This is a genomic window from Paraburkholderia piptadeniae (genome assembly GCF_900007165.1).
Taxonomy (GTDB): Bacteria; Pseudomonadota; Gammaproteobacteria; order Burkholderiales; family Burkholderiaceae; genus Paraburkholderia; species Paraburkholderia piptadeniae.
On the sequence record NZ_CYGY02000147.1, the window covers coordinates 1 to 11,379 of the forward strand.

Here is an 11,379-nt window from a genome sequence, read left to right on the forward strand (position 1 = left end):
ATCGACGACGGCGATGTCCGTATTCCCATGAACTCGCCGGCGACCGATTCCCTCGGGGCGGCCGGCATTCCCGCCTACATCGACGAGCATTTCTGGCTCCGCTTCAAGGGGGCGCTGATGGTGAGCCTCATCGGCGACTTTGGTCAGGCGCTCGCGAACAAGGCGATCGGAGCGGGCCAGACCATTACCTTCTCGAACAGTTCGAACGCGACGCAGGACGTCGCCGCAGAGACGCTGCGTCAAACGATCAACATCCCGCCCAGCGCTTATTCAAACCAGGGATCCCTGATCAACATCTTCGTTGCGCGCGATGTTGACCTGAGCAGCGTGTACGAGAACGTTGACAGCGACGGCAGCGAGATTGCGCCGGCGGCCCGACACTGACCAACGTGAGGAATATCACGATGGAACTGCAGATCCCGTTTCCCGACTCTTTCCCGCTTCAAGGTGGCGAGCGTGATGCGTTCGAAGAGAAGCTGCGCGACGAAAGGTCGATGCGCGCCGGCCGTACCAGCTGTCTGACCTTCTACCGCTGCGCCGGATTGGCGACGAGCACGTGTTTATGGATGCAACTAACTGTCTCGCAACAACCACCCTTTCGACACCGCGCCGTGCCGGGGCGGGTTTATTCCCTGCGCTTTCACAGCAGGCACAGCGGCGGGAGGTACTGACCACAGTCGACAACGCGATGGAAGTCGACCATCTGGCGACGTCCATCGCGCCAGTAGCGACGGTTGTCTCGATGTCGCCTGCGCGAACGTCGCGCGATCTGGCGAGCAGCGTGCCTGCGACGGGCGACTGTACCGGGTCCCGGTTCAAGTCGAACTGCACGCCACAGAGGCGGGATCGCACGGACGGCGATCCGGAAAGCTTTTTTTTACCAGCTTGCATCAGCCATATCATGAAGGAGTACATATGAGTGCAGTGGTTATCGATGTCATCGAAAAGGGCACCATCGCGCGCAGCTTCCTCCGGCAGATGGGTGTCGCCAGTTTCTTTGACGGCAGTCTCACCGAGGTGGCCATTAACCGGCCCGGCGAGATATGGACACAGGGATCAGCCGGATGGAAGCGGCACGAGGCGCCCGCCTGCACACTCGACGCCTGCTTCAAGCTCGCCAACGCCCTCACGGTGATGAAGGGTGGCAAGTTCTCGACGAAGGAACCGATTCACCCGGTGGTCCTTCCCGACGGTCAGCGCGCTCACGTGCTGATGCAGCCTGCGTGCGAGCAGGACACGATTTCGATCACCATCCGGATTCCATCGAACCAGCGGTTTTCCGTTGACGAATACGAACGCAACGGCGGGTTTGCAGGCTACCAGGACATGTCGCCGCGCCGGGAGGGGTCGGCATCGCTCGACCTGCAGCCGTTCGAGCAGGACATGCTTGAGGCGCAGCGCCAGCGCAACGTCACGCGCCTGCTTGAGCTCGCCGTCGCGAACCGCCTCAATATTGTGCTCGCCGGTGGCACCGGCTCCGGCAAGACGACGCTCAACAAGGCCCTGTCCGATCTCGTACCGTCTGATGAGCGGATTGGCACGATCGAGGATACGCCGGAGCTGTCGCTGCCGAACCATCCGAACCGCGTGCACATGTTTTTCAGCGATACGTTGCCGGCAAAGCAACTGGTGCGCTCGACGCTGCGCATGAAGTTCGATCGCGTGTTCCTTGCCGAGCTGCGTGGCGATGAGACATGGGACTACATGACGCTGCTCAACACGGGTACGCCCGGCGGTATCACGACCGTTCACTGCAACGACGCCAGATCGGCCCACTCCCGTATCGCGACGCTGATCAAGCAGAGCGTGGTGGGTCAGACGCTCGACTGGCAATTCATCATGGATCAGGTCCGCGTGACCGTTGATCTCGTGCTCTTCATGCGCGACAAGCGCCTGTCGGAGATCTGGTACGACCCGGTGGGCAAATGGCAGCTGCTGGGAGGCATCGCATGAAAGAGCGCGCTGTATCACGCACCGGCCCGACGGCGCCGCACGGCGGCTGGCAACGGGATGGCGACCATGCGCTCGTGCATCCCGGCGGCTGGTCGATCGCGCATTACCGCATCGACGGCGTGTGGACCTACATGCTCTGGCATGGAAACGAAACACAGGGCCGGTTTGCGACAGCGGACGCGGCGAAGTCGCGGCACGCCGAGCTGACGGCAGCAACGGTTTCCGGCGCGACGCAGGAGCGTATGGCGTGATCGGACAAATTGTGATTGGCCTGTTCGGCGTCGCGGCGGTGTTCCTGTCGCAGGACCCGCGCGAGCAGCGGCGTCGCTGGGCCTGCGTCTTCGGGCTTGCCGCACAGCCTTTCTGGCTCGTCATGGCGTGGCACGCACACGAGTATGGGGTGCTTGCACTGAGCCTTGTGTACGGATGGGCATGGGCGCGTGGCGTCCGCAGTTACTGGATGAAGGCGGATGCGCGATGAGCCGGTCGCCAGTCGAATGGGCGGAAAAGACGTCGAATCCGCTGCCTGGATGGCGAGCCCGGGTCGACAGCCCACCCGTTGACCCATGTGTGCCGGTCAAGGTCGGCACGAGGGCGGCGACCGGCTGCTCGACGGCCGGCTTCATGAAACGATGCGGGAGGCCGGATGAATATTGGCATGAGTGATATCGAAGCCGCGATAGGCCATTGGCGACGCGCTTCGGCGTCGGAAGAGGCGTTCGCGGCGAGCAGTGAGGGCCGTGCGCTTGCACGGCTCTATGGTGCGGCAATCGCACAGGGCAGTGCACGCATAGAAGAGGGCGAGCTCGACGAGGCCGAGCGCGCTGCGCTGCGTCTTTTGCGTTTCAGTCGAACGGCTCGCGCAACGGAGAAAGAGGCGTGACAACACATCCGCTATTCCACGTTGGTGACAGTGTGATCGGAGCGGAGGGTGGCTCGGGCTACGGGCCGGATCTTCCGGGCCACGTAAGCTTCGCGGTCTGCGAGGTCAAGCGGGGCGGCAAGTCGGTACGCGGGAAGGCGGTCAACCTCGCGTTACCGCGCAGGACCGTGCTCGGGATTGTGCTGCGCATGCTTCCGCATGCCGACGGCATGATGCCCGATACGACTTCTATCAACAGGGAAGCGGCCGCGTGTGCTGGGCATCCGCCGCAGGTGCTGAATCACCGGGAGGAAGACCGCGGGCTCATCGATCGCCTGCGTTGCGACGTACGACTCAATTTCGCGCGCGTGCCGGCACTGCATGCCGCACAGGCCGTGCTCCAATACTGCGACGACGGGACGGCCGCTGGCCTGCACCTGCTGATCGCGGCCGCCGATCAGCGTGACGGTCTGCCGATGAAGCGCGCTGCCGAGTTCAATGCTGGGGGGTATCAGCGCAACCATGAAGCGACCGGGCACTCAGGGGCGAACCATGCCGAAATATCTCCGCATTCTCATTCCGTGTCTGGTCGTGCTGGTGATCGTCGCGGCCGCAGTGACGCTCGGTCAATATCTCGGCGGACTGCTTTTCGCAAAGATGCAGAAGCTGCCACAGGACGCGGTTGGTATTTTTACGCTCTACGACTACTGGCAGGCGTGGGGCGAGGTCCCTGCGGTGAGGCGGGCTCTCTCTGTCTGCACGCTGCTGTCAGCCGTCATTGGCTGCATGCCCGCGATCACGATCACGATCGCGCTGGTGAACTCGCGCGGACGTATCGCGCAGTTCGGCAATGCGCGCTTCGCCACGCGCCGGGACATCGTGAAGGCCGGCCTGCTGGAAAAGTGATCATGCAGCCAGATTCGACTCTCGCTATGCCAACGCGGCCTGGTATGACCGTTTTGCCGGTGCTGCGTCGCCTGTCTGCAGCTGCGGGCCCGGCGCGGCGCGAGGCCCATTGGAATGTGGATCTTCGTGCATGCGGTGTGGCTGCAAGCCCGGTTGTTCTCCTCACGTTATCCACGAGGTAAACACCATGTCCCACACGTATCCACCATTCATCGTCGGCAAATACAGGGGCGAGTATCTGAAGTATCGCGGCCAGGACTTCCTCATGCTCGCCGCTGGCACGCGCTCGGGGAAAGGCGTCTCGATGGTGATCCCGAATCTTCTCACCTATCCCGATTCGGTCGTCGTCGAGGACATCAAGGAAGAGAACTTCATGTACACGTCCGGCTACCGCAGGAAGTGCGGCCACGAGGTCTACCTGTGGTCACCGTTTTCCGAAAACGGCCGCTCGCATGCGTACAACCCGCTCGAGTACATCGCTGGCCGACCGGCTTATACGCGCGTGGGTGACGTCATGACGATCGGCGAGCATCTCTATCCGTCGAATGTCGACGCGCGCCTGAGGTACTGGAATGACAATGCCCGAAACCTGTTCATCGGGATCGTGCTGTACCTCCTCGAAACGCCATCGCTGCCGTGCACGTTCGGCGAAGTGTTGCGGCAGGCCTCCGGCAAGGGCCGCGCGATTCGCGAGCATGTCTCGTCGATCGTCAGTACGCGCGCGAACGCCACCGACACGCTGCCTGCCCTGAGCTTCGAGTGTCTGGATGCGCTCAACCGCTTTCTGTCGCAGTCGAAGGAAGCGTTCGCCAATATTGTATCCACGATGACGGCGCCGCTGAACGTGTTCAGCAATCCCGTCGTCGATGCGGCGACGAGCCGTTCGGATTTCCATCTGGGCGACGTACGAAAGAAACGCACATCGATCTACGTTGGTATCAAGCCGGGAGACCTGAAGGCGGGCGCGCTGCTCGTCAATCTCTTCTTCTCACAGCTGATCGACCTGAACACGCGTGAGCAGCCTGCCGAGAATCCGGAGCTCAAGTACCAGTGCGCGCTGATGATGGATGAGTTTGCGGCACCGGGAAAGATCGACATCATCGATACGGCCAACGCGTTCATCGCCGGCTTCAACCTGCGGCTCATGCTGATTTTCCACGGCATGTCGCAGCTCGAGGATCCGAAGCTGTACGGCAGGCACGGTGCGGAAACGCTGGCGATCAACTGCAAGATGCGCAGCCTCTTTGCGCCGCGCACGCTGAAGGACTCGGAAGAGTATTCGAAGATGCTGGGCACGTTCACGCATCTGTCACGCTCTCGCAGCCGCAGCCGCGGCCGCAGCGCGTCCACGAGTACGAACGAGACCGAGCACGGTCGGCCGCTGATGCTGCCGCAGGAACTGCGGGCCCTGTCCAGCCGCAAGCAGATCATCACGATCGATGGTTGCGAACCGATCCTGTGCGACAAGGCGTACTTCTACGAGGATGCCGAGCTCGTCGACCGCCTGGTCCAGCTGAGTCCCTACCTGCAGGGGGTGATGGCCACTCTCGAAAAGACCAACCGTCGCCGTGCGTGGTTCGGGTTCGGACCGAAGTTCCCGAACGAGGAGCAGATGAAGCACGCCGCGTTTGTTGCGCGCGAACTCAGTGCGCCCGTGCCGCAGATCGATGTCGAGCAGTGGTGGCACTCGCAGAATGCCGCGCGTCGCGCCCAGATTGAGCCTGCAGCGGGCACGGCAGAGACAGCCGGGGTGCGCGATGTCCGCGAACATGAAATTGGCGTGCTCTCCGCCGGGCACTTGACTAACCGCGGCAGTATCCGTGCCGCGCTGTTCCGGCTGATGCCGTACCTGAGCGAGGTACTGCCCGATGCGGCTGCTTCCGCACGGGCGGATACAGCCAGTTCACAAGCCGCGTTGCAGACCGGTTCGCACTCCGATTCGCAAGCCGCCCCGCAACCTGATCAGCAGCCTGAACAAGGAGTTGTCGCATGAACGAGATCGAATTTCCGGCCGACCAGATTGATCACCACGAGCGCGGCGCGGCCAACGCTGACGATGCTTCGGCCATCCGCGCGCGCACCACGCCGCCTGCGAACGAACCGGAAGCAGCGGCTGTACCGCGCCATCCGGAAACGCCCGTCGACAGCACGACCGAAGAGCGCCTGAAGAAGATCCGCGCCGCTGATCGCGAGCGGGCTGGGCGGCTGCTCAGACCCAGTGCATCGAGCGATGCGCAGAGCAGCGAAGGGGTGAAAACGGCTAAAGGCACTGGGCGGCTGATCGGCAGGAAAGACGGGCCGACGCAGAACAGCAGCCACCCGAAACCGATCTTCGAGAAAACCGGCTACGACGTGCCGAAGTCAGTCAGCAACCAGTATGTTGCGCATGACGGGAAGTTTCTGGATCGAAAGAGTGAGACGGTGCACTTCGAGGACACCGGCCGCACGCTCGCGACGGCCAGTGAGGACCGCAGCGTGATCGCGCACATGGTGGAAGTCGCGAAGGCGAAGAACTGGAGCGAGCTGCAGCTCAAGGGCACGGAGGAATTCCGCCGGCAGGCATGGATTGCGGCAGAACTCGCTGGCGCGCCGACGCGTGGTTTCAGGCCGAAGGAACTGGATCGCGCGATGTTGACGGCTGCGCGCGAGGCCATGCGCATCAGCGCCGGCGAGCAGGCTGGCGATGCGAACGGTCCACGCATCAACACCGTCGAGACCGCGGCAGGCGCCAGGCCCGACGTTGCCGGCCCTGAAAAGCCCGTGCGGCGTCCGGCGGCCCGCTCAGGCGCAGGCCCGATCGCTGGTGCGCCGGCGGCGCAGCGAACACAGCGCTCCGGCCGCGCGAGCCCCAGCCCGCGGGCGGCGCCGCCGTCCTCCTCGCTCGAGCAGCCGGCAGCCGGTGTGACCGCGGGCGTGCTCGTCGCGCACGGGCCGGCACCATTCAACCACGACGCCAAACAGAACCCGAGCTATTACGCGACCGTGCGCACCGTCAATGGCGAACGCACGGTGTGGGGCCTGGACCTCGAACGCGCGATTAGCGAGGCCGGTGTGCAGGTCGGCCAGCAGGTCGAGCTCGAAAAAGGCGGCAGCAGGACGGTCACGTCCCAGCAGCGGCAGTTCGACGTGCAGGGCAACGAGATCGCGCCAAAGACTGTCACGAGCCGCCGTAACGAATGGCTGGTTTCCTCGCCGGACATGCCGGGCCTGCCTACTCGCGAGCAGCGTGAGGCGCTTGCTAGCGCACGCCGCGAAGGCGACGAGCGGCGGCGGATCAACGAAGCGCGCGAACGCTTCCTGAACGGCAACTGGCAGTACTCAAAGGAACAGCGAGCGGCGCTCGACGCGGCGCGGGAGCGCATCAAGGAACAGGCCGCGCGAGAGGTCCTGCGCGATGAGATCAGGGCGTTGCCCGAGCAGCAGCAGGAGAAGGTCATGGGGGAGTTCGAGAGCGCCGTGGCCGAGGCGCGAGCAGCGAACCGGCCGCTGGACGTGCCGATGCCGCAGGTCAGCGAGGCGACGATCGAGGCCGTGCGTGAACAGATCGAGCGCGAACAGCGCGGGCTCTCCCAGTCTGCACAGCAGCCAGCTCATGAGACCTCCGGGCACCCATCACAGGAAGCGGGTCCCGAAGCACCGCCGCTTGAACTCGAACCGTAGCTGAACCCGTCTGGCGCGCGGCCGCGGTGATGCGCTCACTCCCTATTAACCGGTAAGGAACATTGCACCATGAAGATTGCCGTTATCAATTTCTCGGGCAACGTTGGCAAAAGCACCGTTGCACACCATCTGCTTGCGCCGCGTCTGCCCGGCGCTGAAGTGATCCCGATCGAATCCATCAATTCGGATGACCGCGAAAAGGAAGGCGCGTTGCGCGGGTCGCAGTTCGATGAGCTGCAGGACGAGCTGATGACGCTGCAAAGCGCCGTCGTCGATGTGGGCGCATCGAATGTCGAAGATTTTGTAGGTCTGATGCGAAGCTATGACGGATCCCATGAAGACTTCGATCTCTTCATCGTGCCGGCTGTATCGACCACCAAGCAGCAGGTCGACACGATCGCAACGCTGCGTGCGCTTTCTGATCTGGGCGTGCGCGCGTCAAAGATCCGCCTGGTCATGAATATGGTTGACCGCAAACAGGACCTCAACCGGGGCTTCGCAAGGCTGTTCGAGTTCCACTCCCGCAGCGACGTTTTTTCGATGCATCGTGACGCCGTTATCTACGAGAACCCGATCTTCGAAAGGATCAAGGGTTTTGACAGATCGATCATCGAAATCCGCGATGATCCGCGCGACTATGTCGCGCTCAACGCAGAGGCAATGGAGAATGGGGCATCGGAAGCTGAAAAAGCGCACATTCGACAGATGGTCGCACTGAAACGCCTGGCGAGCCGGGTTACAACAGAACTGGATGATGTGTTCAAGGTGTTGGTGCGCTGATGGGCGCGTCAGATGACTCGATCCGCGAGGAACTGATCGGCGAAGTGCTGGGCGAGCTGTCCCGCCTGCGTCGCGACGTGAAAGAGCTGACACAACTGCTCCAGGCGAGCGGCAAACAGTTCAAGGATGACGGCGAACTGACGCTGCTGCGCTTTACGTCGCGTTACGAGCGGTTCCTCAAGGACTTTAACGTCTCAACCACCGGCGTGCTCGCCGAGGCAGGCCGTTTCGCCGAGGCGCGTGATCAGCTGCTCGGCGAGCTCGCGCTGCGCGAGTACGACCAGGCAAGCGGGCGCGTGCGGGGCCAACTGCGTGACGTGCTGCGCGAAGAGAATTACTGCGGCGGTATCGGTCGCCTCGAGCTGGCGATATGGGTCGTCTGTGCAGCGCTTGGCTCGGCCGCGCTCTCGGTCGGCGCGATCACGGCACTGCATCTGATCCGCGCATAGGAGTCGTTCCATGCCATCCAAAATCTCTTGTGTGGTCGCGGTGGCGGTATGCACCGCGCTCACAGGCGTCACACCGGCGCGGGCTGACAATGACAACCAGAGCGCGTGCGGGGCAGTGCTCTGCCTTGCCGGACTGATGCAGGGCGGCGATGGTGGTCGAGACTGCAGCCGGTACGAGGCGAACTACTTTTCCATCGTGCGTTATCACCACGGCCATTTCGATCTGAGCGGCACGTCGAGCGCGCGCGGTGATTTCCTTAACCAGTGCCGTTCGGCTGGAAGCGACCAGAAGAGCTCGATAAACGCGAAGTACGGCGCCGTCGAGAACGGCCCGTGAATCATGTCTTTCAGGGGCCGGCGAATGGCCTGCCTCCGGGCAGCACGGCTTTTTATCCGCCGGCGTCATTTTCATATAGCCGGATGTGTGTACAACAGTAGCCGGGCGAATCGACCGTCGTCGGCAAAACCGCGGTGGATATGATCGTGTAGCCGGCATGAGCAGTTCGGCGCATCCAACTGAGCAGGCACCGGGCCGTCGAACCGCAATGAAGCGTCATGCCCGCAGCTGACGGCGGGGGCCACGTTGGGCGCTGTGCAAGCCACGCATCGGGTGACGGGACCGTGGCGACGGCAGTACACTGCCAGCGCTGTTTCAGGGGGAATACGATGAAACTCACTTCTGCAAAACTGATTCAGACCATGGAGTTGGGGCGCGAGTACCAGGCGGGTGAACTGGCCCGTCGATTCGATACGTCGTCGGCGCAGATCAACGACATGCTTTGCACCCTCGTCGAAGAAGGCCTTGTGCGTATGAGCAGCCATTCATCACGCATCATTGGCTTCGAGCGCCTGTCGCTCGCGCCCCGGCCACCATCTACAGTCGCAACGGACGCGGGCACATCGACAACTGTAGCGACGCCACCCATCACCCGCCAGATGCATGGCTCGTTGCGGGGCTATGAGGCGTCGCTGGCGAGCGTGCGCAGTCTCGCCATGCTCGCGCGGCCTTCGCGCTGAACGCATCATGCATCTTGTCGAGCGCGATCACCCCGATACGGTCAGGCGGTACCTGAGCGCTGAAGAAGCCGTAGCCGTCCGCCGCTTCTGCGGCGAGGGACAGGAAGTGCGGCCTGAGGACGTGAGGCTCGTGGAAGCCGTTCTCGAGGAGATGCACGACGGGCGACACGTGCGTCTCTGGCTCGAGTGCGACTGCGTCGGCGCAGGGGCTAGCCGGCCGCGACTGACCGCCCGGGTGCGCGAGGAGGGGCCGCGTCATTTCGTACGCATGCATCAGTACGGCGAACACCGCTGCGCGCTGGCGTTGTTCCGTCAGACGCCGGAATCGGAAAACGTCGGACTGGACGATGATCCCGCGCGGCCAGGCCAGCACCATCCGCTCAGACCGGTGAGCGATGCGCTTGACTACCTGGATAATCTGCATGAAGGCGCGGCGCGTCCGGGCGGCTCGAACGGATCAAACGGCGCCTTTGGCCAGAGGGGCCGTCGCCTGCCCCGCCTTGGACGCATCCTGCACACGCTTCTTGAGGATGCGGACTTTGCACGGCTGCACGTCGACGCGTTGCAAGAAAAGTCCAGATCGTGGGAGCGGTTCGAGGCATACGCAGCCGGTCAGGCGCTGAGCCCGGAGCTGACGCTCTCACAGATACTGTATCTCAAGCCGTGGATCCCTCTCAACGAGAAGATGAGGGAGATCGACGCCCTGGCATGGCCGGAAATGAAGGCCCGCAGTGCGCTCCTGCTGTTCGTTGCCGACGAGATTCGCGCAGGCGGTGCAATCAAGAAAACCAGCATGGGTGAGTGTGTGGTGCGCCCCGAAAAGGGTATCCGCGCCGGCGGCCGCGATCAGCGTCTGACGCAGCCGCCGTACTGGGTACTCACCGTGGTCGATCGCGATCGCGACGGCAACGCGCGCTTCCGCGAAGCGTTCGCGCAGCATGCGCATTCGTTTGCGCGACCGGTACCCCTGGACAGTCAGTATGAGCGCATCACCCTGAAATTGCTATTCCGTCTCATGGAATGGGTTAAAAAGCACGGCGTCGGGGTGACGCTTTCGAAACCGCTCTTTGACCGCGAGGTGAGGCAGATCGACAAGCCGAGCCTGTGGTGCCGACCCGACTTCGAACTGACGTTCCGATCGGCGGGAGCCGTCGGTGTCGCGCCCCGGTTGCATCGCCTCGTCATCGAGACGATGGGTGCCGATGATCCTGACTACCTCGCACGCAAATCGCGCACGCACGAAATCATGAAGCGCCGCGGCATCCTGATCGAGCATCAGGTTGCTGACGACGATGCACAGCAGGAGCGCGACGACGCGTTTTTCCGCAGGGTCGCTGCAAAGGTCCTGCATCTCGCCGGCGTGCCGCAGGCGAAGCCTGACTGACCATTCCGCTGCACTTCGTTATACGCACTCGAAGTTTAATCGCGTATTGTGCGATATGGACATCCGAATGGATGACCTGCGGGCGCGCGTTCAGGGCGCGGAACGATACCAACAGAGAGCGGAGAGCGGGCTTCCGGGAGGACCACTGGGTGTGTATTGTCCTTCGTTCGCGAGGTGTCGTCCAAACGGGGCACTGCGGACCAGATCCAGGCAGGAGACGGGATCGACCGTGACAGGAAGCTTACCATGGCGAGTCAGCGACCCTCAATCGGAGCACACCGTTTGAGGATGCGCTGTCAGCCATTGCGGGCTCGCACAGCCTCATCAAGAATGTCGAGATATTCGGGTACTGATAATCATGTAGCCGG

Annotated in this window: 15 protein-coding genes; 14 read left to right on the plus strand and 1 reads right to left on the minus strand. The window is 62.9% G+C overall.

What is annotated here, in order from left to right; genetic code table 11:
- The 6 genes from BN2476_RS43070 to BN2476_RS43095 all read left to right on the plus strand — a co-directional run.
- A partial coding sequence (locus BN2476_RS43070) for a TrbI/VirB10 family protein (protein WP_143811223.1) occupies nucleotides 1-384 on the plus strand: 384 nt, incomplete at its 5' end.
- Between the two features lie 20 nt (nucleotides 385-404).
- A complete protein-coding gene (locus BN2476_RS46230) occupies nucleotides 405-671 on the plus strand; it encodes a hypothetical protein (RefSeq protein ID WP_143811224.1) in 267 nt (88 codons plus the stop codon).
- A gap of 244 nt (nucleotides 672-915) precedes the next feature.
- Nucleotides 916-1,953, plus strand: coding sequence for a P-type DNA transfer ATPase VirB11 (gene virB11, locus BN2476_RS43080; RefSeq protein WP_087740224.1), 1,038 nt, complete (start codon nucleotides 916-918; stop codon nucleotides 1,951-1,953).
- On the plus strand, nucleotides 1,950-2,204 hold the full coding sequence (locus BN2476_RS43085) for a hypothetical protein (RefSeq protein WP_087740225.1): 255 nt from the start codon (nucleotides 1,950-1,952) through the stop codon (nucleotides 2,202-2,204). Before virB11 ends, BN2476_RS43085 begins: the two co-directional genes overlap by 4 nt.
- Nucleotides 2,201-2,434 carry a hypothetical protein gene (locus BN2476_RS43090; protein WP_087740226.1) on the plus strand — a complete coding sequence of 78 codons (234 nt, stop codon included), beginning with the start codon at nucleotides 2,201-2,203 and terminating at the stop codon, nucleotides 2,432-2,434. Before BN2476_RS43085 ends, BN2476_RS43090 begins: the two co-directional genes overlap by 4 nt.
- A 177-nt stretch (nucleotides 2,435-2,611) precedes the next feature.
- Nucleotides 2,612-2,836, plus strand: coding sequence for a DUF3717 domain-containing protein (locus tag BN2476_RS43095; protein ID WP_235851233.1), 225 nt, complete (start codon nucleotides 2,612-2,614; stop codon nucleotides 2,834-2,836).
- Nucleotides 2,837-2,988: 152 nt separating this feature from the next.
- On the opposite strand, the gene BN2476_RS43100 is transcribed toward BN2476_RS43095, so the two are convergent.
- The gene (locus tag BN2476_RS43100) at nucleotides 2,989-3,339 is read right to left on the minus strand and encodes a hypothetical protein (protein ID WP_087740228.1); all 351 of its coding nucleotides are present in this window, start codon (nucleotides 3,337-3,339) and stop codon (nucleotides 2,989-2,991) included.
- 28 nt (nucleotides 3,340-3,367) lie between these two features.
- On the opposite strand from BN2476_RS43100, the gene BN2476_RS43105 reads away from it, so the two are divergent.
- The 8 genes from BN2476_RS43105 (at nucleotide 3,368) to BN2476_RS43140 (ending at nucleotide 11,011) form a co-directional block, all read left to right on the plus strand.
- Complete coding sequence (locus tag BN2476_RS43105) at nucleotides 3,368-3,721, plus strand: hypothetical protein (RefSeq protein WP_087740229.1); 354 nt, start codon at nucleotides 3,368-3,370, stop codon at nucleotides 3,719-3,721.
- A 187-nt stretch (nucleotides 3,722-3,908) separates the two neighbouring features.
- Nucleotides 3,909-5,714 carry a type IV secretory system conjugative DNA transfer family protein gene (locus BN2476_RS43110; protein ID WP_087740230.1) on the plus strand — a complete coding sequence of 602 codons (1,806 nt, stop codon included), beginning with the start codon at nucleotides 3,909-3,911 and terminating at the stop codon, nucleotides 5,712-5,714.
- Entirely contained in the window at nucleotides 5,711-7,381 is a 1,671-nt protein-coding gene (locus tag BN2476_RS43115) for an LPD7 domain-containing protein (protein WP_087740231.1), read from the plus strand. Before BN2476_RS43110 ends, BN2476_RS43115 begins: the two co-directional genes overlap by 4 nt.
- A 69-nt stretch (nucleotides 7,382-7,450) precedes the next feature.
- Complete coding sequence (gene stbB, locus BN2476_RS43120) at nucleotides 7,451-8,161, plus strand: StbB family protein (RefSeq protein WP_087740232.1); 711 nt, start codon at nucleotides 7,451-7,453, stop codon at nucleotides 8,159-8,161.
- Nucleotides 8,161-8,610 carry a hypothetical protein gene (locus tag BN2476_RS43125; RefSeq protein WP_087740233.1) on the plus strand — a complete coding sequence of 150 codons (450 nt, stop codon included), beginning with the start codon at nucleotides 8,161-8,163 and terminating at the stop codon, nucleotides 8,608-8,610. The genes stbB and BN2476_RS43125 overlap by 1 nt, the downstream gene beginning before the upstream one ends.
- Before the next feature lie 10 nt (nucleotides 8,611-8,620).
- The gene (locus BN2476_RS43130; RefSeq protein ID WP_087740234.1) at nucleotides 8,621-8,947 is read left to right on the plus strand and encodes a TrbM/KikA/MpfK family conjugal transfer protein; all 327 of its coding nucleotides are present in this window, start codon (nucleotides 8,621-8,623) and stop codon (nucleotides 8,945-8,947) included.
- A 329-nt stretch (nucleotides 8,948-9,276) separates the two neighbouring features.
- A complete protein-coding gene (locus BN2476_RS43135; protein WP_152765880.1) occupies nucleotides 9,277-9,627 on the plus strand; it encodes a hypothetical protein in 351 nt (116 codons plus the stop codon).
- 7 nt (nucleotides 9,628-9,634) lie between these two features.
- Complete coding sequence (locus BN2476_RS43140) at nucleotides 9,635-11,011, plus strand: DUF8535 domain-containing protein (RefSeq protein ID WP_087740235.1); 1,377 nt, start codon at nucleotides 9,635-9,637, stop codon at nucleotides 11,009-11,011.
- Nucleotides 11,012-11,379 lie beyond the last annotated feature (368 nt).